Source organism: Neobacillus sp. NPDC093127 (genome assembly GCF_044754175.1).
Classification (GTDB): Bacteria; Bacillota; Bacilli; order Bacillales; family Cytobacillaceae; genus Neobacillus.
Map to the genome: position 1 here is coordinate 58,316 of NZ_JBIVOP010000007.1, position 26,600 is coordinate 84,915.

At 40.0% G+C, this 26,600-nt stretch carries 33 protein-coding genes; 25 read left to right on the forward strand and 8 right to left on the reverse strand.

The window, feature by feature from the left end; translation table 11 throughout:
* The first annotated feature begins 161 nt into the window (after positions 1–161).
* From ACIQCO_RS11650 to ACIQCO_RS11695, 10 genes are all read left to right on the forward strand, one after another.
* Positions 162–1,517: an aspartate aminotransferase family protein gene (locus ACIQCO_RS11650; RefSeq protein WP_400428624.1), complete on the forward strand. Its 1,356-nt coding sequence runs from the start codon at positions 162–164 to the stop codon at positions 1,515–1,517.
* Positions 1,518–2,210, forward strand: a complete 693-nt coding sequence (locus ACIQCO_RS11655; protein ID WP_400428625.1) for a CoA transferase subunit A — start codon at positions 1,518–1,520, stop codon at positions 2,208–2,210. It begins immediately after the preceding gene.
* The gene (locus tag ACIQCO_RS11660) at positions 2,195–2,860 is read left to right on the forward strand and encodes a 3-oxoacid CoA-transferase subunit B (protein ID WP_400428626.1); all 666 of its coding nucleotides are present in this window, start codon (positions 2,195–2,197) and stop codon (positions 2,858–2,860) included. Before ACIQCO_RS11655 ends, ACIQCO_RS11660 begins: the two co-directional genes overlap by 16 nt.
* 30 nt (positions 2,861–2,890) lie before the next feature.
* Positions 2,891–4,177 (forward strand): peptidase, encoded by a 1,287-nt coding sequence (locus ACIQCO_RS11665; RefSeq protein WP_400428628.1) that lies wholly within the window; start codon positions 2,891–2,893, stop codon positions 4,175–4,177.
* A gap of 42 nt (positions 4,178–4,219) precedes the next feature.
* Positions 4,220–5,074: a putative beta-lysine N-acetyltransferase gene (gene ablB / locus ACIQCO_RS11670; RefSeq protein WP_400428630.1), complete on the forward strand. Its 855-nt coding sequence runs from the start codon at positions 4,220–4,222 to the stop codon at positions 5,072–5,074.
* 67 nt (positions 5,075–5,141) lie between these two features.
* Positions 5,142–6,536 (forward strand): sigma-54 interaction domain-containing protein, encoded by a 1,395-nt coding sequence (locus ACIQCO_RS11675; RefSeq protein ID WP_400428632.1) that lies wholly within the window; start codon positions 5,142–5,144, stop codon positions 6,534–6,536.
* Between the two features lie 143 nt (positions 6,537–6,679).
* Positions 6,680–8,119, forward strand: coding sequence for a lysine 2,3-aminomutase (gene kamA, locus ACIQCO_RS11680; protein WP_400428634.1), 1,440 nt, complete (start codon positions 6,680–6,682; stop codon positions 8,117–8,119).
* An 11-nt stretch (positions 8,120–8,130) separates the two neighbouring features.
* Complete coding sequence (locus ACIQCO_RS11685) at positions 8,131–8,415, forward strand: YokU family protein (RefSeq protein WP_400428635.1); 285 nt, start codon at positions 8,131–8,133, stop codon at positions 8,413–8,415.
* A gap of 117 nt (positions 8,416–8,532) precedes the next feature.
* Entirely contained in the window at positions 8,533–8,760 is a 228-nt protein-coding gene (locus ACIQCO_RS11690; RefSeq protein WP_400428637.1) for a YozE family protein, read from the forward strand.
* A gap of 129 nt (positions 8,761–8,889) precedes the next feature.
* Positions 8,890–9,585, forward strand: a complete 696-nt coding sequence (locus ACIQCO_RS11695; RefSeq protein ID WP_400428639.1) for a hypothetical protein — start codon at positions 8,890–8,892, stop codon at positions 9,583–9,585.
* Here the strand turns inward: ACIQCO_RS11695 and ACIQCO_RS11700 are convergent, their stop codons facing one another.
* On the reverse strand, positions 9,586–9,753 hold the full coding sequence (locus ACIQCO_RS11700; RefSeq protein WP_400428641.1) for a hypothetical protein: 168 nt from the start codon (positions 9,751–9,753) through the stop codon (positions 9,586–9,588).
* Between the two features lie 173 nt (positions 9,754–9,926).
* Here ACIQCO_RS11700 and ACIQCO_RS11705 point away from each other — a divergent pair, with 173 nt between their 5' ends.
* Positions 9,927–10,100 (forward strand): YozD family protein, encoded by a 174-nt coding sequence (locus ACIQCO_RS11705; protein ID WP_400428643.1) that lies wholly within the window; start codon positions 9,927–9,929, stop codon positions 10,098–10,100.
* A gap of 188 nt (positions 10,101–10,288) precedes the next feature.
* A complete protein-coding gene (locus tag ACIQCO_RS11710; RefSeq protein ID WP_400428644.1) occupies positions 10,289–10,600 on the forward strand; it encodes a YodL domain-containing protein in 312 nt (103 codons plus the stop codon).
* 48 nt (positions 10,601–10,648) lie between these two features.
* Here the strand turns inward: ACIQCO_RS11710 and ACIQCO_RS11715 are convergent, their stop codons facing one another.
* Positions 10,649–10,774 carry a hypothetical protein gene (locus ACIQCO_RS11715; protein ID WP_268874923.1) on the reverse strand — a complete coding sequence of 42 codons (126 nt, stop codon included), beginning with the start codon at positions 10,772–10,774 and terminating at the stop codon, positions 10,649–10,651.
* Between the two features lie 141 nt (positions 10,775–10,915).
* Here ACIQCO_RS11715 and deoD point away from each other — a divergent pair, with 141 nt between their 5' ends.
* From deoD to ACIQCO_RS11735, 4 genes are all read left to right on the forward strand, one after another.
* Positions 10,916–11,620 carry a purine-nucleoside phosphorylase gene (deoD, locus tag ACIQCO_RS11720; RefSeq protein ID WP_400428647.1) on the forward strand — a complete coding sequence of 235 codons (705 nt, stop codon included), beginning with the start codon at positions 10,916–10,918 and terminating at the stop codon, positions 11,618–11,620.
* Positions 11,621–11,828: 208 nt separating this feature from the next.
* Positions 11,829–13,277, forward strand: coding sequence for a lmo1851 family serine protease (locus ACIQCO_RS11725; RefSeq protein ID WP_483874152.1), 1,449 nt, complete (start codon positions 11,829–11,831; stop codon positions 13,275–13,277).
* A 76-nt stretch (positions 13,278–13,353) separates the two neighbouring features.
* Positions 13,354–14,256: a CobW family GTP-binding protein gene (locus tag ACIQCO_RS11730; RefSeq protein WP_400428897.1), complete on the forward strand. Its 903-nt coding sequence runs from the start codon at positions 13,354–13,356 to the stop codon at positions 14,254–14,256.
* A gap of 87 nt (positions 14,257–14,343) precedes the next feature.
* Positions 14,344–15,165 (forward strand): hypothetical protein, encoded by an 822-nt coding sequence (locus ACIQCO_RS11735; RefSeq protein ID WP_400428649.1) that lies wholly within the window; start codon positions 14,344–14,346, stop codon positions 15,163–15,165.
* A gap of 34 nt (positions 15,166–15,199) precedes the next feature.
* Here the strand turns inward: ACIQCO_RS11735 and ACIQCO_RS11740 are convergent, their stop codons facing one another.
* On the reverse strand, positions 15,200–15,445 hold the full coding sequence (locus tag ACIQCO_RS11740) for a DNA alkylation repair protein (protein ID WP_400428651.1): 246 nt from the start codon (positions 15,443–15,445) through the stop codon (positions 15,200–15,202).
* A gap of 88 nt (positions 15,446–15,533) precedes the next feature.
* Here ACIQCO_RS11740 and ACIQCO_RS11745 point away from each other — a divergent pair, with 88 nt between their 5' ends.
* Positions 15,534–15,818, forward strand: a complete 285-nt coding sequence (locus ACIQCO_RS11745; RefSeq protein WP_400428652.1) for a hypothetical protein — start codon at positions 15,534–15,536, stop codon at positions 15,816–15,818.
* Between the two features lie 12 nt (positions 15,819–15,830).
* On the forward strand, positions 15,831–16,295 hold the full coding sequence (locus tag ACIQCO_RS11750; protein ID WP_400428653.1) for a FixH family protein: 465 nt from the start codon (positions 15,831–15,833) through the stop codon (positions 16,293–16,295).
* 35 nt (positions 16,296–16,330) lie between these two features.
* Here the strand turns inward: ACIQCO_RS11750 and ACIQCO_RS11755 are convergent, their stop codons facing one another.
* Positions 16,331–16,786: an Hsp20/alpha crystallin family protein gene (locus ACIQCO_RS11755; protein ID WP_400428655.1), complete on the reverse strand. Its 456-nt coding sequence runs from the start codon at positions 16,784–16,786 to the stop codon at positions 16,331–16,333.
* 74 nt (positions 16,787–16,860) lie between these two features.
* Positions 16,861–17,337, reverse strand: a complete 477-nt coding sequence (locus ACIQCO_RS11760; RefSeq protein WP_400428656.1) for an Hsp20/alpha crystallin family protein — start codon at positions 17,335–17,337, stop codon at positions 16,861–16,863.
* A 201-nt stretch (positions 17,338–17,538) separates the two neighbouring features.
* Here ACIQCO_RS11760 and ACIQCO_RS11765 point away from each other — a divergent pair, with 201 nt between their 5' ends.
* Positions 17,539–18,312 carry an SDR family oxidoreductase gene (locus tag ACIQCO_RS11765; RefSeq protein ID WP_400428658.1) on the forward strand — a complete coding sequence of 258 codons (774 nt, stop codon included), beginning with the start codon at positions 17,539–17,541 and terminating at the stop codon, positions 18,310–18,312.
* A 92-nt stretch (positions 18,313–18,404) separates the two neighbouring features.
* Positions 18,405–18,563: a hypothetical protein gene (locus tag ACIQCO_RS11770; RefSeq protein ID WP_169803166.1), complete on the forward strand. Its 159-nt coding sequence runs from the start codon at positions 18,405–18,407 to the stop codon at positions 18,561–18,563.
* 34 nt (positions 18,564–18,597) lie between these two features.
* Here ACIQCO_RS11770 and ACIQCO_RS11775 read toward each other — a convergent pair whose 3' ends face one another.
* Both ACIQCO_RS11775 and ACIQCO_RS11780 read right to left on the reverse strand, forming a co-directional pair.
* A complete protein-coding gene (locus ACIQCO_RS11775) occupies positions 18,598–19,158 on the reverse strand; it encodes a GNAT family N-acetyltransferase (protein ID WP_400428660.1) in 561 nt (186 codons plus the stop codon).
* 300 nt (positions 19,159–19,458) lie between these two features.
* Complete coding sequence (locus tag ACIQCO_RS11780) at positions 19,459–20,586, reverse strand: amidohydrolase (protein ID WP_400428662.1); 1,128 nt, start codon at positions 20,584–20,586, stop codon at positions 19,459–19,461.
* 255 nt (positions 20,587–20,841) lie between these two features.
* On the opposite strand from ACIQCO_RS11780, the gene ACIQCO_RS11785 reads away from it, so the two are divergent.
* From ACIQCO_RS11785 to dapF, 5 genes are all read left to right on the forward strand, one after another.
* Positions 20,842–21,039, forward strand: a complete 198-nt coding sequence (locus tag ACIQCO_RS11785) for a PLD nuclease N-terminal domain-containing protein (RefSeq protein WP_400428664.1) — start codon at positions 20,842–20,844, stop codon at positions 21,037–21,039.
* Positions 21,039–21,947, forward strand: coding sequence for an ABC transporter ATP-binding protein (locus ACIQCO_RS11790; RefSeq protein ID WP_400428666.1), 909 nt, complete (start codon positions 21,039–21,041; stop codon positions 21,945–21,947). Before ACIQCO_RS11785 ends, ACIQCO_RS11790 begins: the two co-directional genes overlap by 1 nt.
* Positions 21,944–22,723, forward strand: coding sequence for an ABC transporter permease (locus tag ACIQCO_RS11795; RefSeq protein WP_400428667.1), 780 nt, complete (start codon positions 21,944–21,946; stop codon positions 22,721–22,723). Before ACIQCO_RS11790 ends, ACIQCO_RS11795 begins: the two co-directional genes overlap by 4 nt.
* A 107-nt stretch (positions 22,724–22,830) precedes the next feature.
* On the forward strand, positions 22,831–23,622 hold the full coding sequence (locus tag ACIQCO_RS11800) for a hypothetical protein (RefSeq protein WP_400428668.1): 792 nt from the start codon (positions 22,831–22,833) through the stop codon (positions 23,620–23,622).
* Positions 23,623–23,699: 77 nt separating this feature from the next.
* A complete protein-coding gene (gene dapF, locus ACIQCO_RS11805; RefSeq protein ID WP_400428670.1) occupies positions 23,700–24,683 on the forward strand; it encodes a diaminopimelate epimerase in 984 nt (327 codons plus the stop codon).
* A gap of 8 nt (positions 24,684–24,691) precedes the next feature.
* On the opposite strand, the gene ACIQCO_RS11810 is transcribed toward dapF, so the two are convergent.
* Positions 24,692–26,530, reverse strand: coding sequence for a DNA ligase D (locus ACIQCO_RS11810; RefSeq protein ID WP_400428899.1), 1,839 nt, complete (start codon positions 26,528–26,530; stop codon positions 24,692–24,694).
* Positions 26,531–26,600: the final 70 nt, after the last annotated feature.

The following is a 26,600-nucleotide window of genomic DNA, read 5'->3' on the forward strand; positions in this document are numbered from 1 at the left end:
ATCAGTATTCTATAATAACCAACATAAAAAGTAAAAGAAAGGTTAAATCCCCATGCTTCTTCCTGCTTAATTATGACAGATAACCTCAATAAATATGATGAAAGAAACAAAAAAACGAATCATACAATTTCTATAAGACCTTGAGAAAAGTGGTGTCATTTGTGGAAAAGTCCTTTTTAATAAAACCAATGCTTGATGAAGACTACCCTGTTATTGATTACGGTAAAGGGGTCTATTTATTTGATATGGAAGGCAAGAAATATTTAGATGCTGCTTCAGGTGCTGTTACCGCTAATATTGGTCATGGAGTTGCCGAAATTATTGAAGCCATGCAGGAACAGGCAAAAAAGGTCTCGTTTGTCTATCGTTCGCAATTTACAAGTGGTGCGGCTGAAAAGCTGGCCGAAAAAATCGCTGCCTTATTACCGGGAGAGCTAAATTGGAGCTTTTTTGTGAACAGCGGATCGGAAGCAACGGAGACAGCGATGAAAATGGCGATTCAATATTGGCAGGAAAAGGGGATTCATACGAAAACGAAGGTATTATCAAGATGGGTAAGTTATCATGGGATTACATTGGGAGCGCTTTCAATGTCGGGACATACGGGCAGAAGGGCGAGGTTTGTTCCGCTGTTAGAGGATTTTCCGGTAATCAATCCGCCATATTGCTACCGCTGCCCCTATAATCTCACGGCACCTGCGTGCAATTATTTATGTGCCAGAGAGTTGAAGCAAGCGATTGAGCGAATTGGGGCGGAAAAAATTGCTGCCTTCATCGCTGAACCGGTTATCGGGGCAGCAGGCGGAGCCATTGCACCGCCGAAGGATTATTTTAAAACAATCAAAGAGATTTGCGATGCTCATGACATCCTGTTTATTGCTGATGAAGTGATGACAGGCTCTGGCAGGACGGGAACGATGCTAGCTTGTGAACATTGGGACATCACTCCTGATATTGTTGCCTTAGGGAAAGGGCTGGGGGCAGGCTATGCACCAATTGCGGCAGCTGTCGCCAGTGAAAAGGTCATGGAGCCAATTTTGGCTGGATCAAAGTCAGTAATGAGCGGCCATACATTAAGTGCCAACCCGCAATCATGTGCCGTGTCGCTGGCTGTTCTTGAATACTTAGAAAAAAACGAGATTATGAAAGAAGTAGAAAATAAGGGAGTGTACTTAAGAAACGAGCTTGAAAATTTAAAGGGTCAATATCCATTTGTCGGCGATGTCCGCGGCAAAGGGTTGTTACTTGGGATCGAATTCGTCGAGGACCGTTTTACGAAAACACCATTCCCAAGAAAAGCCTTGGTCACACAACGGATGGTATCGCTAGCAAAAGAAAAAGGCCTCATCGTCTATCCTGCGGGAGCCGGAATTGATGGTGTGAATGGTGACTCGATTATTATTTCTCCTCCCTTAACAATCAACATGAAGGAAATGGAAGAACTTGTATCATTATTAGGGGAAACATTTGAAGCCTTTTCAAACCAAATAAACTTAAAAATGGCTGGTGACAATTAGATGGAGAATCCGTTTGGAAAAATCACAACCTTGGAGCGTGTCTTAGAATTATTTCATGAAGGGATGACCTTGATGTTTGGCGGATTTGGCGGGGTCGGGTCGCCGCCCGCACTCATCGATGGAATACTTGAAAAAGGTGTTCGCGAACTGACCTTGATTGGAAATGATACCGGTTTTCCTGAAATCGGTATTGGTAAATTAGTCAGCCGGGAAAGAGCAGTTAAAGTAATTGCCTCGCATATTGGTTCAAACCCAATTGCCGGTCAGCTGATGCATGACGGAAAGCTTGAGGTAGAATTTTCGCCGCAAGGTATTTTAGCCGAAAGAATCCGGGCCGGTGGTGTGGGGTTAGCCGCTGTTTTATCTGATATCGGTATAGATAACGAACTGGTATCCAAGGATAAACCCCGCATCCAGCTTGATGGGAAAGACTATTTGATTGAAACCGCCTTAACGGCAGAGGTGGCGATTGTTTATGCAAAAAAGGCCGATGAGTATGGAAATTTAATCTATGATAAAAGTGCACGTAATACAAATCCACTTGTTGCGATGGCAGGGGCAATAACGATTGCAGAGGTTGAAGAAATTGTTCCACTCGGAAGTCTTAATCCGGAAGAAATCATTACCCCGGGTGTGTTTGTTGATTATCTGATTCCATCGAAGGGGGTGAACTGGAAATGGGCATGGGAGTAGACAGCCGCAGCCAAATGGCCAAAAGGGCTGCTGAGGAAATTCAAAGTGGAATGGTTGTCAACCTTGGGATTGGCATCCCTTCTCTTGTTCCCAATCATTTATCGGCGGAGACAATGGTAATGTTTCACGCCGAAAACGGCATTACCGGAATGGGACCGAGTCCAGCAAAAGGAGAAGAAGATGAAAACTTATGCAATGCAGGCGGATTTCCTGTCACGCTCAATAGCGGCGGTTCCTATTGTGACAGTTCGATTGCTTTCGGGATGATTCGCAAAGGGAGAGTCGATATTACCATTCTGGGTTCACTTCAGGTTAGTCAGAATGGCGACCTTGCCAACTGGATTGTGCCCGGGAAAAAGGTTCCAGGCATGGGCGGAGCGATGGAACTCGCTCAAAAAGCGAAAAAAGTGATTGTGGTCATGAATCATTGTGACAAACATGGAAACCCAAAAATAGTTACCTCCTGCTCACTGCCATTAACCTCATCATCATGTGTCAATCTTATCGTGACAGATTTGGCTGTTTTTCAGGTAACCGGGGAAGGCCTTCTTTTAACAGAATTGTTTGCTCCCTACAACATGAAGGATGTTGTCAATAAAACTGGGTGTGAATTTAAAATAAGTCAAAATGTTCGCAGCATCCCGTACTAAGCATAAAACTGGCGATGAGGAGTGAATCATTTGAAGAAACATGAAATCCGCATTAAGCAGTGGTTAAAGGAGAATCGAGCTAGAGGGGCAAGGCTATTACAAGTACTTGTCCAGGAAAATAGCACAAGGGGGAAGGAAAGCAGCACGCAGGCTATTGTCATTGAAAAATGCCGTCAGCTTGGCTTAACACTGGATATCTGGGAACTTGACGGTGATGAATTAAAAGACCACCCTGCCTATTTCTGTGACCGCAAAAGCTTCGACGGAAACCCTAACTTAGTTGCCGTATTAAAAGGAACAGGCGGCGGCAAATCGGTTATTCTAAACGGACATATCGATGTTGTACCGGTCGGCGACGAGTCTAGCTGGAGGCATGACCCGTTTAGCGGGATGATTGAATGTGGAAAGCTATACGGCAGGGGTGCAACAGACATGAAGGGCGGGAACGTATCTCTGTTAATGGCCATCGAAGCATTAATTGCTAATGGAATTAGGCTTAAGGGAGATGTCATCTTTCAAAGTGTGATTGAGGAAGAAAGCGGCGGAGCCGGTACACTTGCTGCCGTACTGCGCGGGTATCAAGCTGATGGGGCGATTATTCCAGAGCCGACCAATATGAAAATCTTCCCGAAACAGCAGGGATCGATGTGGTTCCGAATAACCGTAAAAGGCAGGGCAGCACATGGCGGAACGAGATACGAAGGGGTAAGTGCAATTGAGAAATCAGTTGTTGTCATTCAAGGATTACAACAATTAGAGAAAGAGCGAAATGCCAGGATTACAGACCCTCTCTTTGATAAAATTCCCATTCCGATACCAATAAATATTGGAAAAATAGCAAGTGGCGAATGGCCATCTTCGGTGCCTGACACCGCTATTATCGAGGGGAGAATGGGTGTATCACCGGAAGAAACGATCGAAGCGGCACAAAAGGAAATGGAAACTGCTCTAAAGGAATGGAATCAACAGGATGAATGGTTCTGCGAAAATCCGCTGCAAATTGAGTGGTTTGGCGGGAGATGGCTGCCGGGTAATCTTGAAAGTGATCATCCATTGATGAATGCACTTACAAGTAGTTTCATTGAAGTCCAGGGTGTCAGCCCTGTCATTGAAGCAAGTCCGTGGGGAACAGATGGAGGGATATTATCTGCTGTCGGCAATACTCCAGTGGTCGTCTTCGGACCAGGGATAACAGAAACAGCCCACGATGCCAATGAGCATATTGACCTTGAAGATATGTTTGCTGCAAGTGAGATCATTGCCCTAACATTACTGCGCTGGTGTGAAGTTCACGAAGTTTTAGAGGATGATAAGTAAGCAAAGTCTACGTCGAGTTTTTTAGATAAAGGGGTGAAATGGATGAACCAAACGGCATCTACCATTTACCTCGAGGAAAGCAGTTATTTCCTCGAGGTTTATCTAGATCCTTTTAATAAACGTATCCGTGTCGATAATTATCGTGGAAATACAAAATTACTGTTAGAAAAAGCCGAAGAGCTTGTTGAACAACAACAGGCTGAAAAGTTAATTATCAAAGGCCGCAGCGAAGATTGTCTGCCGTTTTTTGAATATGGCCTTCAGCCTGAGGCGGTTGTCGATCGCTATTTCCTTGGTTCGGATGCCCATTTTTATTCAAAGTTTTACACACAAGAGCGCAAGCGAAATGATCATTGGATAACGGAGGATGGAATGATCCGCAGTATTTATCAATTAGATACATCCATCCAAAAAGCGTATCCGCCAAAGGAATATGAACTAAGGAAGGCTGACGAAAGCTGTGCGGAGGAGCTTGCGGAGCTGTACCGGCAAGTATTTCAAATCTATCCAACCCCATTGCATCATCCGGAATATGTAAAAAAGACGATGCAGGAGGGAACGGTCTATTATGTCTTTTTCTATCAAGGAAAAATTGTCAGTGCTGCTTCTGCAGAAATAAATGCTTTTTATAAGAACGCTGAATTAACAGATTGCGCAACATTAACTGAACATAGAAAATACGGCCTAATGAAGATTATTCTTCAAGCACTGGAAGCTGAGTTAAAAGACCAAGGAATCTTTTGTGCTTATTCGATTGCCAGGTCGTTATCCTTTGGCATGAATGCCGTGTTATATCAGCTCGGATATTCGTACCGTGGAAGGTTAATGAATAATTGCTATATTTATGACAAGCTTGAAAATATGAATATGTGGGTTAAAAATCTGGCAAACTGCTAAAATTCGGGCTAAGTGGTGACAGCTTTTCGGCACCTTTGCAACTCGTTCAGAAGGGCAGGTGATATAAATGGTTCAATTAACTGCATTGACGCAAGAAGTTCTTAGCGCAATTCTAAAAAGTATTGATGAAGGGATTCATGTTGTCAATACAGAGGGAAAGACGATTTTTTATAATGAAGTCGCGGCGAAGCATGATGGCATGGATGTGAAGGAAGTGCAGGGAAAGTACTTAATTGACGCATTTCCCTCGCTGACAAAAGAGTCAAGTACCTTGTTAAAGGTAATTAAAACGGGGAAGCCTATTTTCAATCAGACACAAGTGTACTTAAATATCCATGGGACGAGAATTGATACGATCAATACAACTTTGCCTATCCTGCTCGGAGAAGAAATTATCGGTGCTGTTGAAATAGCAAAGGACTACTCAAGGATGAAGCTGCTTGCCGAAAGTCTATTAGATTTACAAAAGGGGTTAAATAAAGGCAGTCGGAAAAAGGTATTAAAGCAAGTGAATTATACCTTCGGTGATTTAATCTCTGTTAATCCCGCCTTTATTAGCATGAAGGACGAGGCTAGGAAACTCGCAAAATCAGATTCCCCAATTCTCGTTTACGGCGAATCGGGAACGGGAAAAGAATTATTCGTTCAAGGAATTCATCACGAATCACACCGCTCGAGTGGTGCGTTTATTGCACAAAATTGTGCGGCAATACCTGAATCGTTGTTAGAAAGTATTCTTTTTGGCACGGCAAAAGGCAGCTATACAGGAGCTGTTGATCGGAAAGGGTTATTTGAACTTGCTGATGGCGGAACCCTTTTCCTTGATGAACTACATACAATGCCGATTGAACTGCAGGCAAAGCTATTAAGAGTTTTAGAGGATGGGATGGTTAGAAGGGTTGGCGGTTCGCAAAACATATCGGTCGATGTACGCGTCATTGCGGCGATGAATGTGCATCCAAGCATTGCCCTCCAAAATCAGGTGCTCCGCTCCGACCTTTTTTACCGCTTAAATGTGTTTACCTTTTCGCTGCTTCCGTTACGGGATCGTAAAGATGATATTTTGTTCTTAACCGATTACTTTATTAAGGAATTTAATCGGAAATTGGCGAAAGACATTCATGGCATGGAGAAGAGACTGGAGTTTTTCTTTACCGGCTATCATTGGCCCGGGAATGTGCGCGAATTAAAACACACCATCGAATATATGATGAACGTATGTGAGGAAAAGTTCCTGAAGTTTGAAGATATGCCCCTCATGTTAAGGCATCTTCCCGATCAGCCCAATAGTAATAGCCGTCCAACTGAAAGTCTATCATTAAGAAAAAATATTGAAGCATTAGAAAAAAGCCTTATCAGTAATGCCCTTGATTTATGCGATGGGAATGTTAATCAAGCGGCGAAGCTTTTAGAGATCCCCAGACAAACCTTGCAATATAAAATGAAAAAAATGACTATCTAAGCTGCCGATTTTTCGGCAGTTTTTTCAATACTTAAAGGCTGAAGAATGAGAATTTTCAATCAAATACTCTTCCGAAAGCATTTCATGGAGTTGGCACGCTTCTTGCATAGTATATAGTAAAGCAGGCTAAGGGGGAATTGATAATGAAGCAATTTTTATATAAACCAAAAAGGCATTGGCAAGATATCGAGCTTTGGAAAGATATTACCGAAGAGCAGTGGAACGATTGGCTTTGGCAATTAACGAATACAATTCGGACATTAGACGATTTAAAAAAGGTCATTCATTTGACAGAAGATGAAGAAGAGGGTGTCAGGATTTCGACGAAAACAATTCCCTTAAATATCACACCCTATTATGCTTCGTTAATGAATCCTGACGATCCGCGCTGTCCAATCAGAATGCAGTCCGTGCCGATTTCAAAGGAAATATATAAAACGAAATACGACCTTGAAGATCCATTATATGAGGATGAGGATTCGCCGGTACCAGGCTTAACGCACCGTTATCCTGACCGTGTCCTTTTCCTAGTAACTAATCAGTGTTCGATGTATTGCCGTTATTGTACAAGAAGACGCTTTTCCGGACAAATTGGAATGGGGGTGCCAAAGAAACAGCTTGATGCCGCCATCTCCTATATAAGGCAGACACCACAGGTGCGCGATGTATTAATTTCTGGGGGTGATGGCCTGTTAATCAACGATAATATTTTGGAATATATCCTCAAAAATTTACGTGAAATTGACCATGTTGAAATTATCCGGATTGGCACACGGGCACCAGTGGTGTTCCCGCAAAGAATTACGGAAAACCTCTGTAACATTTTGAAAAAATATCATCCGATTTGGCTAAATACCCATTTCAATACTTCAATCGAGATTACCGAGGATTCGAAAAGGGCATGTGAAATGCTCGCTAACGCTGGCGTTCCGGTTGGCAATCAGTCTGTTATCCTAGCAGGAATCAATGACAGTGTGCCAATTATGAAAAGACTGATGCACGATTTGGTGAAAATTCGTGTCCGCCCATACTATATTTATCAATGTGACCTGTCAGAAGGAATTGGCCATTTCCGGGCCCCAGTTTCAAAGGGTCTCGAAATTATTGAGGGGCTTCGCGGCCATACGTCTGGATATGCGGTCCCGACCTTCGTAGTTGATGCCCCTGGCGGCGGCGGAAAAATTGCCCTGCAGCCGAACTATTTAATTTCGCAAAGTCCGGAAAAGGTTGTTCTTCGTAATTTTGAAGGGGTGATTACCTCTTATCCCGAACCTGAAAATTATCAACCTGGGAGAGCAGAAGGCTATTTTCAAGAAATTTATCCTGATATGGAAGATAAACGGTCGCTTGCCGGTATTGCCGGTATTATGAATGATCAACATTTTAATCTTGTACCTGAAGGGTTGACAAGGCTAAAACGCCGCAAGGACTACAATCAAGATCCTGACCATATGTCTTTAAAGGATAAACGAGGTAAACGCGATGAATTAAAGGAAAAGAAATTTAGAGCCTTGACAGAGAAAGAAACGGGCAGCCAAGAAACGAAAAATGCAGTCAATTCAGCAGAGCCAATTAAGGAATAGGGGTGGACTTGGTGGAAATTGAATGTGAATGGTGCAGCAGCATAAATGTAAAGCAAACTACTGATTCCGTTTTTTGGGAATTACCAGATGGCTCGCGGGCAATTGAAATTAGCGCAACTCCCACCTATTGCTGCCGGGACTGTGAGATGATTTATCAGAGCGAACCAATAATAAAAGAAATAGAAAATCAATTGTATTTAATTGATTGTAAGCAAATTGGAAAAGTGATTTCCTTTGAAGACCTAATGAAAATACCAAGATTACTGAAAAAGAATTATTTTGACTTCTCATCATAATGGAAGCAGCCTGAAATATCAGGCTGCCTTTTGTATATTAAGTACTGGACGATAGCTGGATGATTCGTTATAGTAGTCCTATGAAAAAACGAAATTGGCTGAGAAGGGCGATTTACGATGAGGAAATCTTTTTATCACTTTTTAATGAACTATAGACACCCAGCCCCAAAGGATGAGATAAGTTTATTTGCAAATGCAGCTTTCTTGGATGTTGCTTTTCCGAAATCGGCAGATGATTACCATGAGCTTAGTTCATACCTAGAACTCAATGGGCATTATTTAGATTCGATGACTGTCTTTGACGAAGCCTGGCAGCTCTATCTCAGTTCTGAAAACAAAATATAGGCAGCAGGAGTCGCCTCTTAATTCGAGGCGATTTTTTCATTTTATAAATGTAATGCGCTTTTATTTCAGGCAGTGCATATACTATTGTAATCAAAATTCACGGCTTATTTTTTGAGGGGATGGGAGGACATGACAAAGAGGAAAAAACCGAATTATAAGATCGGTGATACGGTCGTGATTACTATATATGGTACTGTCGGCAGGATAACAGATGTCAAATGGCTCGACGGAAAGTACGTGTATGAAGTAAATAAAAGTGATGGTCTGTTCATTGAATCCGCCTTACAATTACTTTCGGAGTATGAAGGCACAGTATTGGAGCAAGAACAGATCGATATCGAATATAAGTTTTTCTTCGGAGATTTAGTTCAAGTCAGTGGGTATGGTGCTGATTTATTTAAAATCGTAGGCTTTCGAACAGAGATTTGGCGCTACAAAGAAGACGCTTGGGAAGATGTCATTTATGAGTTATCAAGGGTTAGTGATGGGGAATGGCTCGAAGCAGGTGAAGAGGAACTGACACTTGTAGCAGATGCGGAGAACGCTGATACATTTATCCAAAAGCTGGGACTCCTATACTTAGTGAATAAGCAGGAAAAGGCAGCAAATATACCTACAACACCAAACATCGTAAGAAAAGCGGAATTCGAAGAAATTGAACGAAAGAAAGAGAAAAAGGAATTAATTGACAACTTATTGGACATATTTAATGATTACCGGATATTATATGAAATGTTTCAGGATCAGGAATATTATCAAGTCATGCGGGTGATTCTCCGAAAATTAGAAAGTCTAGGAAGCAATGATGGCAAAAGTCATGTATAGTTACCATCTAGATATCTCAATTAATAAATACAAAACAAATGGGATACCGGCGCATTTAATCAGAAAAAACATCGTGTCGGTAATCTTTTCAAAGAGACGGAGGGTGAAACCATCCTCTCGATTTACATCTTCCATCCATGCCTCAAGCTTTAATTGAAAATATGACATCCTTATCACCTCATAGTGTTCTTTTCAATCATCCTATGCTTGTCCAAGCGGAAATAGACATGGTCTCTTGATAAAATAAATGCTTCTAAAAAACATCTATACAGCCTAATCGGTACCTTTTGGCATGAAAAAGCTATATCCATCATACATTCTCTAAAAAGGGGGCGATGCTAATGAAGGAAATTGAAGTATTTATTGATACAGAAGAGATTGCCGAATTTTTCTTTCATGAGCTTGTAAAAAGGGGATACGTTCCTAGTGAAGAAGAATTAGAAGAACTCGCAGATATAACGTTTGAATATTTAATTGAAAAGAGCATTATTGACGAAGAGGTAGGAGATGAATAAGAATCTATTAACTCAGGATTCCTTTTACGATAGATGATGGGAGCACTATTCGTTTGTTTCACTCATAAAACATCTTTTTAATTAAAAATGATGGTATTCGACAAAAAAAGTGAAAATTCTAAGAAGGATTCGACAAGGTGAATGGCTAATTATTAGAATAAGCGATTAATTCTAATAATTGGAGGTAAATGATGATCAAGGTATTAACAAAAAGAGCCAGTATCCAGTATGATGTGACGATCTTTCAAACTCCAAAGTACCGTGAAAATAAAGGTTACAAAGAGGTTTATCGGACCAACATTTCAGCAAATAGCCGTGAACAGTGTTTGCAGGAAACCTTCAGCCGCTTTAACGTAACCGACAGAATACCGGCAAATTATAAAGGAAGATTTCTCGCAACCGGCGATATCATCCTGATTGATGAAGCCCGTGGCGGACAGTATTATTATCAATTAAAGCCTGGCGGCTGGTCCCCCATTAATCGAATCATCCTGCTCTAAACTGAACATTCAATAAACCTAAGGAAATACCCTTAGGTTTATTTCCATTTATTCTTTTCTTCCTGCTGCGTTATGCTCTTTTGCGTGTGCTTCATGTTCTGCGACAATGGCCTCAGCAGGGATGTGATTATTTTTCTTTGGAGAATTTATTCGGCTTCGGTGTTTTTTACCCATCGTTAACTCCCTCCTTATAACAAATAGCTTCCCACAAAATCAAAAAATCATGTCAAGGTTTTGCTTTAAAAGCGATTATGTTATAGTGACTATGGTACAGAATAACTAATACTGTCCTTATATTTGATTGGAGGTCTATTAATGAGCGTACATATTGGTGCCAAAGAAAATGAAATTGCTGAAACGGTCTTGCTTCCAGGGGATCCGCTTCGAGCGAAATATATCGCTGAAACGTTTTTAGAAGATGCAAAGTGTTATAACGAAGTCCGTAATATGTTAGGTTTTACTGGAACTTATAAAGGAAAAAGGATTTCAGTTCAAGGAACTGGAATGGGCGTTCCGTCCATTTCGATTTATGTAAATGAATTAATCCAAAGCTACCAAGTGCAAAATCTAATCAGGGTTGGTACGTGTGGCGCAATTCAAAAAGATGTTAAAGTTCGTGATGTGATCTTGGCAATGACAAGTTCAACAGATTCAAATATGAATCGTCTTACGTTCGGGCATGTTGACTTTGCACCTACTGCTAATTTTGATTTGCTTAGAAAGGCTTATGATGCAGGTGTGGCCAAAGGGCTTAATTTGAAAGTAGGAAATATTTTCACAGCAGATTCATTCTATAATGATAATGCTGAACTTGAAAAATGGGCCAGATATCAAATCCTTGCGATCGAAATGGAAACAACAGCGCTTTATACATTAGCCGCTAAATTTGACCGCAGAGCTCTTTCGGTTCTAACTGTCAGTGACCACATCTTAACAGGTGAAGAAACAACTGCTGAAGAAAGACAATTGACCTTTAATGATATGATAGAAGTTGCCCTAGAAGCAGCAATCAAGGAATAATACTTCTCACCTCTTCCACAAAGGAAGGGGTTTTTCTATTTTTTTAAAGGGCTTAGTGTGTTTATTATTAATTTGATTAACATTTCTTGTGTTTTTTTATAAAAAAGATGTTATTCTAATCTCTAAGGGTTTACTTTTATGGTTAATGAAAGTGGTGAAGGCTTTGGAAGAAAAGAATGTTGAACAAGAGAAGACTGCAGAAGGAAACATGGAACAAGAGCAAGCAACAGAGAGCAAATCCAGTTATATTCGATTGAAAAAGTTTCACTTTATCATGCTGTTATTTTTCATCGTTTTTCTATCTGCGGGGATTACGACATTTGCCCTGGCGTTTGGAAAAGAAAAGGTCGTAACAGTTGCTCCACAAAGGACAGAATTTAATAAACTCTATGAAGCCTTTGATACATTAAAAAATGGTTATTACAAGGACTTGGATCAAAAAAAACTCATAAATGGTGCGATAAACGGGATGGTGGATTCGCTTGATGATCCCTACTCCGATTATATGAGTAATGAGGAAGCAAAAAGCTTTCATAGCAGTATTTCTTCTTCGTTTGAAGGAATTGGTGCCGAGATTCAAGAAAAGGACGGGCATATTGTCATCGTGTCCCCGATAAAAGGCTCTCCTGCTGAAAAAGCCGGCTTAAAGCCTCATGATATGATTACCTCAGTTGATGGAAAGAGCCTGCAGGGAATGAATTCAACTCAAGCGGTTACTTTAATCAGAGGGAAAAAGGGAACGAAGGTCGAATTAACGATTCAACGCCCGGGCATAGATGCTCCGATGACGGTGCCAATTATTCGCGATGAGATCCCAATTGAGACTGTTTATGGCGAAATGGTGGATGAGTCTATCGCAAAAGTTCAAATTACAAGCTTTTCAACCAATACTTCGAAAGAATTAGTTGATACCTTGAATGATTTACAAAAAAAGGGAATGAAAGGTCTAGTCTTAGACTTGCGGCAAAATCCTGGGGGCTTATTAAACCAAGCGATTGACATATCAAGTATGTTTGTCCCTAAAGGAAAGATAATTGTCAAAGAAGAAGATCGGAATGGCAAAATTACCGAAATTCCTTCGAAGAATACGGGCAATCCAGACCTGCCATTAGTGGTATTGATTGATAAAGGCAGTGCAAGTGCTTCCGAAATTCTTGCCGCCGCCGTGAAAGAATCTGCCGGTATCCCGCTTGTTGGTGAGAAATCATTTGGAAAAGGTACTGTGCAGACGACATCTGATTTCAAAGACGGCTCCAACATTAAATATACCATTGCCAAATGGCTGACGCCGGATGGAACGTGGATTCATAAAAAAGGAATTAACCCTGATGCAGAAGTTGCTCTCCCTGACTATGCATCATTGCCGATTATTAATCCGGATAAGGAGCTTGCCTTGTCGACATCATCTGCGGAAGTGGAGACAGCGCAAAAGATGTTGAAGGCGATTGGCTATGACCCAGGCAGAGAGGATGGATTCTTCGACGAGAAAACGAAAGAAGCTGTCACTCAATTTCAAACCGCGCAAAAGCTTCCTGTAAATGGAGTATTAAAAGGCGAATCAACCTTGAAACTGATGGATCTTTTAAGAGAAAAAATAAAAACAAATGACACGCAAATGCTAAAAGCGATTGAGGTTTTAAAAGGAAGAATGAAATAACAAAATGGAACCCGATTCGAATGAGTCGGGTTCATTTCTTATGTCTGATCGGAAAGAAGAGTGAAGGGCAATGACGTTGAAAAAAACGGAAGTTTATATTTTATCAGGGTTTTTAGGCAGTGGAAAAACAAGCCTTTTAAAACGCTTACTAGAGGATGAACGTAAAACAGCGAGAAAAGTCGCAGTCTTGATGAATGAATTAGGAAAAGTATCGATTGACTCGAATGCTGTAGAAGAAGATGTATCGTTAAAAGAATTATTAGGCGGCTGCATTTGCTGCTCGATTCAGGATAAGCTTGAAGCCCAGCTTCAAGGCTTATTAATGGAAGAAAAGCCGGATGTCATATATATTGAAACGACTGGTGCTGCCCATCCAGTTGAAGTGTTGGACGCGATTCTTTCCCCGTTGTTTGCGGATCAATTGAATATTAAAGGTATTATTACAACGGTTGATGGCACGAGATGGAAGGACCGGAAATCATTAAGTCCGCAGCTTCAGCAGCTTGTCCTTGAGCAAGTTAGACATGCTGACTTTATCATTATTAACAAAATGAATGATTTGCAGGATATGGAACAAGGGGCTATTTCCTATGAAATTCAGGCCATTAATCAAACAGCAAAATGCTTGCTGACGAATTATTCTGAAGTGTCGATTGAACAGCTTAGAAGTCTATCTGTATCCTTTGAAAAGGCATCACAGCGAATTGATTTAAACTTATCCACCTTTGTCTACCAATTTAAAAATGCAATTAATCATACACGGTTTGAGGAATTCTTAAAAGAACTGCCAGATACCATCTACCGTATAAAGGGTTATGTGAAATTTGATTACGCACCACATCCGTTTTTATTTCAATTTTCATATGGAATGCCGCTATACATCAAGGAAGAGATGAATTTGCCCTTAAATCTCGTATTTATCGGTGAAAATATCGATTGGAATCGGATTCAGATACAACTGGAAAATCTCGAGAAATAAGAAAATAATCAGTCTGGAATGAATGATAAGAAGATATTCAGGTAACTCTTTTAATGTGGCTTAAAAACCATTAAGAGGGGGTCTGTAATGAAGAAGTTAGCTTGTTGTTTGGTGTTAATCCATTTCCTCCTAAATGGACAGGGCGTTCAAGCTGCATCTGATATAAGCTATAAAATTGAAATGCCGGATTGGAAAGAAGTTAATCACATAGTACCGAAATACACAAAATTTACCGTCCTCGATGTTGAAACAGGCAAACGCTTCAAAGTCCAAAGAAGAGCAGGAAGTAACCATGCCGATGTACAGCCGTTAACGAAAAAAGATACGAAAATAATGAAAAAAATATATGGCGGTGAATGGAGCTGGAAACGGCGGGCAATCATCGTTATTTATAAAGAGCAATGGATTGCTGCATCGATGCACGGTATGCCGCATGGTGCAGGGGCATTAGAAAATAATTTTCCCGGCCATTTTTGTATTCATTTCAATGGGAGTACCACTCATCGGACAAACACAATGGACTTATCTCATATGCTAATGATTTTGAAAGCAGCTGGAAAATTGGAGGAATATCTGGGGAAAGCGAATCCATACGAGGTGATTAATGCCTATATAACAGGCTTTAAACAGCAGGATAAACGGATTACTTCACAAGTTTCTTTACAAAAAATAAATTGGAAGCCCATTTTAGCAAGTGTTGAAAATATTAGCATTTCCCGGATGGAAATGCTCCCCCCTGAGGACTTAACCGAGGAAATCAGCTTGGATGTTCCTGTTGAAGTAGATTGGTACATAGAAAACAGAGGCGGGCAAAAATTTAAAGGGAACATACATCTGGTGCGGTTTTCACCTATCGATGCTTGGAAAGTGGATTCACAGGATTTTTTAAAAGAAAATAATCTCCATTAAAAAACACCTCTTTGAAAAGGTGTTTTTTAATGGATTATAGGGGCTGCTCACCAAATTTGATAAAGGTTCGTTCATCCTCTATTAAGCCGCAAGCACCGCATTGAACACGATAGTCTGGTCCGTTATATGGAAGGTGAAATGGTTCTAATTCATTTTCTTGATATTCCCTGACGATGTCACCAGAGTGGGGGTCGAGCTTGACAGCTTGGGAAACTTGCTGGACGATATTAAAGCGACTTCGATTCGTTTTGCAGTTTGGGCATCTGTATGGGGTAGACATAGGATACACATCCTTTGTATTGTTACATCTATTTTTTGCAATAACGGTAGCAAATATGTAACAATTCAGATGAAGGAAAAAAGGGGGGATGGATTTGGCTAATGATCAAGTGAATTTTGATGGTTTATTAGCGGAATACCGCTCGATTTGGAACAATCGAATTTTGCTTACAGAGGAAAAAGGCAGCAAAGAAACATTAATTGAGGCGATTAAACGAGAGTTGTTAGATGAAAACTCACATCCAAGAGTTAGAAAAAGCCCATATGAAAAATATTTTTCTGCTAGTAAAAGAGTGATCAATGCTTCGGTTTCAGCAGAAACGAAATTACTATTAATAAAAATTCATGTTGAAATAATGGATGAACTAAGTTAGGAGAGAATAATTGTGAGGAAGCTTTTAGTTGTTTTTATTACGGTCCTGCTACTAATTGCAGCTGTGTCTTGCAGCAAACAAAATGATGCTTTACCTGAAATGATAAATGTGGATTTATCGGTTAAACCTGGGACAGGGAAAGTAAATCAACCGATTTCATTTGAAGCAAAGGTAAGTCAAGGGAAAGAAATGGTGAACGATGCCGAATCAGTGATATTTGAAATTTGGCGGGCCAAGGATGAAAAGCATGAAAAAATAGCAATAAAACAGGCGAAAAACGGAATCTATCGTCTTGAAAAGTCGTTCCCACAAGAAGGAACCTATTACATCATTTCTCATGTAACAGCAAGAGATATGCATAATATGCCGAAGAAGGAATTCATTATCGGGACTCCAAGTGAACCCGAAGACCCTAAAGCAAAAGATTCGATGGATAATATGGAGATGGATGATCATCATGAAAGTAAAGGTCATTAATCATTAAGTGAAAAAGACAGCCTAAATGCTGTCTTTCATTCCCTATTGAAGGTGATTGGGATATCTTCAATTTCTTCTCGGTTAATTGGCATGACAATCGATAATACGCCATAGCGCATTTCTGATTTTACTTTTTGAATGTTAACAGGATATGGCAGTGTTAATTCCTTGGTAAACTTACGGTTGGGCCGTTCTTTAATAAAATACTTTCGATTTTGCACCAATGTTTTATATTCCCCAGTGATTGTAAGCAGCTGATGTTGAATGGAAATATGCAGATTTTCCTTCAATACTCCCGGAATTTCAGCCTCGACAACAAGCTCATTTTCTGTTTCAAATAAATCGCATTTCGGAAAAAGTTCTGAAACAGTCTTTATTGGGTTTAGGGATGGTGAACTTTTATTTTGGCTATCGAATACATTATTCCAAAACTTTTCCGATTGGTATTGCTGTGCTGTATCCATCCATTTTTTTAATTTATCGATTTCCATCAATTCACTCCTTACTTTAGAGCAGTTAATTCATCATATTTTTTAACAGGAAAAACATGCAAAAAAAAACACATTTACAAAATTTCCGTCACATCGATCTGCGAATATTGCATATCAATATTTTTAGGAATTTTTACTTCAAGGATGCCGTCTTTATAATTTGCGATTGCTCCTTTCCTTTTGACAATAGCCGGCAGAGTGATGGTATTTGAATCTTCATGTTCAGGGATGTGCTCGATTATAAGCTGATTAGAAGTATGATAAAGACGAAGCTTTTTAATCCATTCTTCGTTTTTTAGCGGAATTCTCACGAAAACATAATCATGTGTCTCAAATGCAGACGAATCTAACACCCCTGAAGCAGACCGCTGTTGGGAGGCAGTATTTTGAAAGCCGTTGAACATTTCCTGCGGGTTCATCATTCCCTGCATATTTCCAGGCATGATTTTTCCAACGATATCCTGGACAAAATTGTTGATTTCCTCCGGCTTCATTTTTTTCATTGATTCCTTCATATCTTTACCGAAGGGAAACATATTCCAAGGGAACATTCCTATTCATCCTTTCAGGCGTACGTAAATCCGAATGTGGTCTTAGAAGGATTTATTCGAACTAATATCGGTGATATCCCATAGTATGCAATTCACATCGTTTCCGTTAATTTAGGCTGGAAGTTAATTATTTGCATATATATTTGAATCTTTTTAACATATAGTATAGAGAGGAATTCTAAATATAGAGAGGTAATGTTTGTGAGAAAAAAGATGGCTTTGATTACAGGGGGAGCTTCTGGTATTGGTAAACAAACAGCAATACAGCTTGCAGAAAAAGGGTATCAGCTTGCGATTAATTATCGAAACAGTGAATCAGAAGCAGTTTCTTTGGCAAAACAATTAACGGATTGTTTTGGTACGAAAATCATCACTGTTCAGGGGGATGTTGCAAATTACGATGATTGCAATCGAATTGTAAAGGAAACTCTTTCTGCTTATTCAGCCGTGGATATTTTAGTACATAATGCAGGTCCATACATACATGAAAGAAAAAAACTGACAGATTACAGCTTTGAAGAATGGAATTACCTAATTCAAGGAAATTTAAGTGCTGTATTTTATTTGACGAAGTTGATCATCCCTTTAATGCGAAAACAACGGTGGGGAAGAATTATTACCCTGGGGTATGATCGGGTGGAAACGGCACCTGGCTGGGTTTATCGTTCCGCCTTTGCAGCAGCGAAAACGGGATTGGCCTCACTAACCCGGACACTGGCAATTGAAGAAGCGGAACATGGGATAACCGCAAATATGGTTTGTCCTGGTGATATTATCAACGAGTGGAAGGAAAAAAACATCGAAGAATCGATTGCTGCGCTAGAGGGAATTGCTCCGGTTGGAAGACAGGGCACTGGGGAAGATATTGCCAGGGTTATTGCCTTCCTAACAGATGATAAATCTGACTTTATTACCGGAAGCATTATCCCCGTAACAGGGGGGATAGATGTATTAGGGAAAGCCTTTAAAACGTAGATGGTGCCTAGTTAACGCCCAATTAGTGTTGTATGAAATTTGTTTCTTTTGTGGATAATAGCTAGTAATCATCTATGAAGGGAGCAAAGAAAATGAGTTTTAACATCAATAGAATTAACCCTAATCAAACCCAAGTTTTTTTTCATGATGGCCGCTTTGAAACATTAACCGACGAGGAATTAGAAGAATTTTTGCTCCAAATGGGTCTAAGCGAAGTAAATGAAAGCATGGAACAAAATGTGACAGATTAAATAAAAAAGCAATCGGTTATTTACCGATTGCTTTTTATGCCTCCAGCAAGTGGGATGTATCTGTTTGCATCGAGCCATTCCGAAGAAAATGAAAGGTGTATAAGTCTTTCGGAATTTCATACAAATCATATATTTCGCCATTTGCGTTCAATTGCTGATAGATTGATGGTTTGGTCTCGTTTGCTTTAATACAATATGGCAGTTTCTCCGCTGCCCTTATTGAGCGGATATTAACCTTACGAATCCGCATAAAAACAGTTTCAATCCCCATTTCGTAAAAGAGCTCTTGAAAAAAGGCTTCTTTAGCTGGGCTGTTATAGCCCTTGCCGTGATACTCTTTTCCGAGCCAAGTCCCTAAAAATCCTGCATTATCTTCAATATCAAACAAATTAATCGTGCCGATTGGTGCGCCCCATTCATCTAGAATAGTCCGTGATATTAATTCACCGTGCTCCTCAGCTTCAATTGTTTGTTTTGTGATAAATAAGAATTCTTCATATGAGTCAGCTTTATGTCGTACAAAAGGGAAGACATCAGGGTGCGTCAATAGTTCGTACAATGTATGGCTGTCATGAAGATCACGTTTCTTCAGCATGATTATCCCTCCATTAGGGCATTCCGATCCCGTGTCAAAAGAAGCGGACCACCCTCGAAATTTTTTATATAGGTACTAAAAAATTTCGGGGTGGGAATCGAACCCACTAGAACCAGTAAACTGGTGGCGCACCATTTGCCTTCCCTATATCATTTTTTGCTAATAGGTATGTTCGTAAACCCCCATGTATTTAGGTCTAAAACAGTTTCACTTAGAGTATAATACAAGAAAAAAAGAGAAAAATAAATAGTTTTTTTGTTGATTTTTTGTAAAAATTTTTTATCATTTTTCTACAAAATTCTACACCTCTAAGTAAATCAATTCCCCGCCAATCATCGTCCACTTCGGCTTCGCTAAATAATGGAAAGGATGATGACTCCAAAGGACTAAATCAGCATCTTTCCCTTCCTCAATACTTCCAACCAATTGGTCGATTTTTAGATTTCTAGCAGGGAGAATTGTAATTCCTTCAAGAGCCTTTTGTTCTGAAAGCCCTTCTCTTACGGCAATGCCTGCACAAATGTTTAAATATTGAATTGGCGTATACGGATGATCAGTTGTTATCGAAACTTCGACGCCGTGGTTTGTCAGCTCCTGATAGGTTTTCCACGTCTTATTTTTTAATTCGACCTTTGATCTTCTCGTCAGCGTCGGACCTACTGAAACTTTTAGATTCATACCAGCCAATTCACTGGCAATAAGATGTCCTTCTGTACAATGCTCGATCCGTAAATCCAGATTAAATTCCTCGGCTAATCGAATGGCCGTAATGATATCATCTGCACGGTGGGCATGAATTCTTACGGGAATTTCTCTTTTTAGCGCCATCACAATCGGAGTAATTCTTAAGTCATCAGGGTTATCGGCATGAATCGCTTGATAGAAGGCTTCTCTAAGCATCCCCATGATTCCCATCCGTGTAAGCGAGTCGCTGTTGCCATTGCTATGAATTCTTTTTGGATTTTCCCCTAAAGCTATTTTTAATCCTGCTATGTCTTGGACAATCATCTTCTTGATATTTTTACCTGTGGTTTTGATGACAGAAGTGGTACCGCCGATAACATTTGCGCTCCCGGGCATGATATGAACGGTGGTGATTCCGCTTTTAACGGCATCGGTGAAGGCAGGATCGAGCGGATAAGCCCCATCAATTGCGCGAATATGGGGCGTAAGTGCTTCAGAGGTTTCGTTTGCATCATTTCCGGCCCAGCCGGTGCCTTCATCATAAAGACCTAAATGGGTATGAACATCGATAAAGCCGGGAAAAAGATATAAATCCCCGCAATCAATGATTTTTACATGTAAATCGGTCGTAATGTTTCTTCCTACTTTTTTAATTTTCCCTTCTTCAATGAGAACATCACCGTATTTAAACGGTTTGGAGGTAATCGGATAAACAAAAGCGTTTTTTAACAGTATTTTTGTCATAATAAAACCTTTCTGTACGTTGATAATAGTATTTTATCTATTTTATCAACTTCCGTGCCAAAGGAAAAGGAGCTAATCTTAGCCTGGTGAATAAATTGACGGAATTTTCATAAAAACTGAAACCTTTATATGAGTAAAGCGTAACTAGTAATGTTCAAAAAAACCCGGCAAAGTTTTTTGCCTTATCGTTTGAACGTTTTTATAGTTCAAACGTCATATGAATGAAGTAGATTAACAAACCAAGGGGGAAAGAACATGGATCAATTAGCAAATTATATGCCTATTTTAGCACCAATCCTGATTATTCAGCTTGTTTTACTGATCGTAGCCATCATTGATCTCGTTAGAATTGAAAGAACCAATGGGCCGAAGTGGTTATGGGCCCTTATTATTTTGTTTATTAATATTATCGGACCGATCCTTTATTTTGTGATTGGAAGGAGAAGTAACTGATGTCCCTTATTCAAATAAGCGGTTTAAAGAAGCAGTTTCAAGGGACTGAAGTGATAAAAGGGCTTGATTTCAGCTTAGACAAAGGAAAGTGTATTGCCCTATTGGGGCCAAATGGAGCAGGGAAAACGACAACACTGAGGATGCTTTCGGGCTTGATGAATCCGACTGAAGGAAAGATTACCTTTACTGAGGCGAAAAAAGGGGAGGATATCCGCGACTTAATCGGATACCTCCCGCAGTTTCCTGTGTTTTACGATTGGATGACAGGGCTTGAATTTTTATCCTATGTAGGCAGATTAGCTGGATTACCAGCTAAGGAAGCAAAGGATCGATCATTAGAGCTCCTAAAGCTAGTTGGAATCTTAGATGCAAAAAACCGAAAAACAGCTAAGTATTCAGGCGGGATGAAGCAAAGATTAGGCATTGCCCAAGCACTGATCCATCGGCCACAGCTGATTATGCTCGATGAGCCGGTGTCTGCTCTTGACCCAATTGGCAGGAGGGAAGTATTAGATCTTCTTGAAGGTTTAAAGAAAGAAACAACGATTCTATTCTCGACACATATTTTAAGTGATGCTGAAGAGGTTTGTGACGAAATTCTGTTTCTACATAATGGGAAAATTGTTGAATCTGGAACGATGACAGAGCTTCGTGAACGACACCAGCAGGCTAAAATCGACTTATTTTTCAGGGGAAAAGCTGTACAATTTGCTAGTTTTTTTGAAAACCATGAATTAACACAATCGGTGATGCTTGAAGGAAGTCGGATTAGTATTTTTGTGAAGGATATAGCCATTGCAAGACGAGCCTTCCTGCAAGTGATAGCAGAACAAAACTGGCCGCTTGAAAAATTTGAAGTAAGCAGCATGACCCTTGAAGACGTGTTTATGAAGGTGGTGGGAAAATGAACCAATGGCTGACGTTGTTACAAAAAGAAACATTAGAGATGTGGAGAAATTTCAAGTGGATTTGGGTGCCGATTACCTTTATTTTATTAGGGGTAAAGGAACCGTTAACCGCCTATTATATGCCGCAAATCCTCGATGCAGTTGGCGGGCTCCCAGAGGGTGCAGTCATACAAATTCCTACCCCATCGGCTGCTGAGGTGTTAATAAGTGGTTTAGGTCAATATACAACCCTTGGTGTCCTAATCATCGTCCTAACAACGATGGGGATTATTGCCGCTGAAAGAAAAAGCGGTGTGGCTGCGATGATTTTAGTAAAGCCTGTGTCCTTTCAATCGTTTATTACCGCTAAGTGGGCTGGAAGTGCTTTATTAATGTGGGTTTCTTTTTTTATCGGTTATCTGGCAACCTGGTATTATACGGGTCTATTATTTGAATGGATTCCATTTGAACAATTTCTCCAAACTTATTTCTTTTATGCCCTGTGGCTGACGGTTATTTTAACGATTACTGTTTGTTGTAGTGCATCGCTTGTTAGTCCGGGAATGGCTGGGTTTATTTCGCTTGCAGCTGCAATTGTTATAAGTCTTGTGAGCAGCACCCTTTCTAACTGGCTTGAATGGAGCCCGGCGCAGTTAACTACCTATGCCAACGAGGTCCTTATTAATCAAGGAATTTCGGACCAAACCTTACCAGCCGGCATATTGGCCGTAATCTGTATAATAATCCTATTATCGTTAAGTGTGTTTATTTTTAGGAAAAAAGAGCTTGCGGCGTAATTAATCTTTTTCGTTTTGCGAAATTATTTCAGTTAGAAAATCTTCTATCATTTTTTTCTTTATAGTAAATAAACTAGTATAAGAGGAATTGAGAAGGAGTTTTCTGGATGAAAATCAACGAATATTACGATGACTCAGCCAATATTAGCTTAAATGGCAGTATAGCTGCCCTAGTTCCGGCAGTTATAATTGTCTTTGGAAATCTTTCTTTCTATAAAAATCAAGAAATGATGTTATTAACAATCCCATTTCTAATTTATAGTTTTATTTGCTTTCATTTCTATCTTTTTAGGATGAAGCAGTCGATATTAATTGCTAGAAATATGGTTCATACTAGAAATAAAAGCGGTAATGATTCTTTATTTGCAGCCCGGCATCTTCTACTATGTTCCCTAAATACCCACTCGCCCAGTTTACAGTTTTACTTTACAAATGGTGAGTTGGCAGGAAGGATAAAGAGGTACCGTCGAAAGGGTTTAAGTCGTATACGGCCTTCGAAAATGTATGCCCTTTACAATCCACAGGATGAAGCCATTGGTTTTTTTGAGGTGAAAGGGAAAAGCAATATCAAGATTGGAGCCTTCGACCAAGAAAGGCGCTATTTAGGCTGCTTTGAAAAAAGGAAGCTTACGTGGCGAAAAAATAAAAAACAATTGCTCGACGCGGCTGGAAAATCTATTGGCGTAGTAGAAGGATCGTCTGTATTTATGGATGAGAGGGTAATTCATTCGAGGAATCAGCCCGTTTTGCGGCTTCGCAGAGGATGGATGCCGGTGGAGTGGAGCACTTATTTCCCAGAACCCAATACACCTGTACTCTCGTTTTTGGGAACTTTATCGGACAAAGAGAAGCTTTTGAGAATGTCATTTTTAATAAATGAATACTTTATCGAAAGGTAAAGTTTTGTATAGTTCCCCTCAAGATTAATGTTTGATATGATAATAACAAAATGAACATCTCATCTGGGGGTCAAATCATGCAAATCAAGGTAATAAAAGGTCATGGGTCTGGGAATGATTTTCTGTTAATTGATGAAATTTCGAATGCGTATACTTTCAAGGAAAATAATCGGGCAGAACTTGCCCGCTTGTTATGCGATCGTGAAACAGAATTAGGGGCAGACGGGATTCTTTTTGTCATGAATAGCGGTCATGCCGATGCAAGAATGCGCGTATTTAACGCGGATGGTTCGGAGGCTTCGATGTGTGGAAATGGGCTCCGTCTGGTTGCAAGATATATTTGTGAATTGTATGGGCGCAGTGAAGCTGTCATTGAAACCATGAAGGCAGACTTAAAGGTTAGTAAACAAATGGACCTCTTTCCAGATGTCCACACATATCAAGTGGAAATTTCGCCTGTGCAGTTTGAATTAAAGGCTTTGCCTTTAAATTTACAACAGCCAACACTTTACAACGAGAGAATTAAGGAGTTATCTGCGGAGCTAAGATTTACAGCGGTGGCTGTGCCTAACCCGCATTTAATTGCGGTAGTAGAGACGGAACAGCTTCAAGGTGATATCCAAAAACAGCTTAGTGAAAAAGTAAATGGCCCCAACGAATTATTTCCTGACGGTGTAAATGTTAGTTTTGTTAAGCAATTAGACCATGGGGCGATATATGTACGAACATTTGAACGGGGTGTTGGCTTTACGAATGCCTGCGGTACAGCCATGTCAGCTTCCTCCCTTGTTACCTGCTTACAAGAAATAAATCCATTTGAACAGCCGATCACGGTTTATAATAATGGCGGAAAAGTCCAATGTGTGGTTCATAAAATCGCCGGGGAGTACAATATTGACCTTATCGGAAATGCTACCTATCTTTACGAAGCAGCGGTTGAGGTAAATCTTGAGCGTGAATTAGTTGAAATTTCCAATAAAAGAGAATTAACAGAGCAACAAATATATGAAAAACTGCAATCAGAGGCACAGCAAATAATATCAGAGATGTTAAAAGGATAAGGCGCACCTTATCCTTTTTTTCCCTTCTTTAGAATCTCATGGACTGCTGCAAATGGCTGAATTTGTTTTGTTTGGAAATAGTCTCGAAATGGATCTCCGTTTTTTTCCAGCCGCTTTAATGCGTTTTCCATATTAAAGGTGACAGGACTAAGTTTTTCATCTACTTCCTCCCAATAAAGTGGTGTAGCAACTCCCGCTGCTTCATTTCCCCGCATTGAATAGGGGGCAACAATCGTTTTCCCTTCTCCATGCTGGACATAATCAACATAAAGTCTGTTCCCGCGCTTTTTTTTCATTCTTTCGATCGTAAAGGAATCAGGGTCTTGTGCGATTAAATACTCAGCCATAAAGCTTGTAAACAGTCTTGTATCGTCGTAAGAGAATTTTCCTTCCGGCAATGGCAGATAAACTTGCAGGCCCTTATTGCCCGAGGTCTTAATAAAGCCAATCAAATTTAGGTGGTCAAGCACTTCTTTTATCAATAATGCCGCCTTAACAGCTAAATGGAAGGCATCCTTAGAAGGCGGGTCTAAATCAAAGACAATTTCACTTGGCCCCTTGCTGTGTATGGTTTGAAAGGGAACGTGGAATTCAATCGCTAATTGATTTCCCAGCCAAACAAGGGTTTTCAAATTATTGCATAAAATATAATCAATTCCGTCAACGGATTGAGTTCGAATAAATTCCGGTGCATAATCCGGACAGTTTTTTTGATAAAATGCCTCTCCGAACATCCCGTGGGGGTAACGAATCACAGTCAGCAGGCGATTTTCTAAAAACGGCAGCATAAAGGGAGAAACTTCCCGCAAATAATAAATATAATCAATCTTTTGGATATGATGTTTTTCCCAAAGCGGTTTATTAGGATGGGTGATAGCTAAATCAGCCGGTAAATTTTTTTGTTGAATTATAAATTGTTCATATGTACATGCGGCTGGTTCCAAATCGAAGCGGAAATGGTCGAAATGCGGCTCTCGGAGTTGATTATCGAAGAGCTCTAAATATTTCACTTCAAGGCAGATAGCCGGATTTACATAAATTAATTGTCCCTCTTCACGAATCGTATTTTGTTTAATCGTTTGCTGTAAGGCTTGTTTTTCTTCCGGTTTAAATCCGAACAGTACTTGTCCAACAACATGAATGTTATTTTTTTTATACACGCTTACATAAAAGTAGCCGTTTGTTTTATCAAATGAAGTGATAAAACAGCTTACATATTTCCAATTTTTATATTTCAACCATTGTAAAGTCCGTTTTCCTTCCTCCCAAAGGCTAGTTCTAGATTTGGCAATGATTCCTTCGCCATCATATAACACCACTTTTTCCCATAGATCATTAAAATCCTCATAGGGATACACAAGTTGAAGTATTTGGCGATTATAGGGATTAGAATCTAAATCTAGGTCAAGTTGTTGAAATAAGTTGATTAACTGATCTTTTCGTTTATGGTAGGGCTGATTTAGCAGTGGTTTCCCTTTGAGCATCAACAAATCAAAGGCCATAAGCCGGCAAGGAGATTTCTCTGACTGCTCGGAAATTTTTTTCACTGCCTTTAGACGACCCCTAACCTGAATGGCGGAGAAATTGGCTTTATAAGGGTTTTCCAAGGCAACAAGTTCACCGTCAAGCTGAAGTGGTAAAAAAGCTTTAAATTGCTCCTCATAATTACGTAAAAATTTTTCAATTTCAGGAAATTGAGGGAGCAGCGGCTTTCCGTTCCTGCTTGTTAACGTTATTCCGTCAACGGTCCACTCTAAGAGTGCTCGAAATCCATCGTATTTAACCTCGTACAGCCAACCTGGCCGAACGGGAAGATCAAAGGTAAGACTTGGGAGCATCGGTTTCATCATAGTATATCTCCACCTTTTCTATATTTTGTTTATTTTTGCGCTGTTTCATTCTTTTCCAAATGTTTTA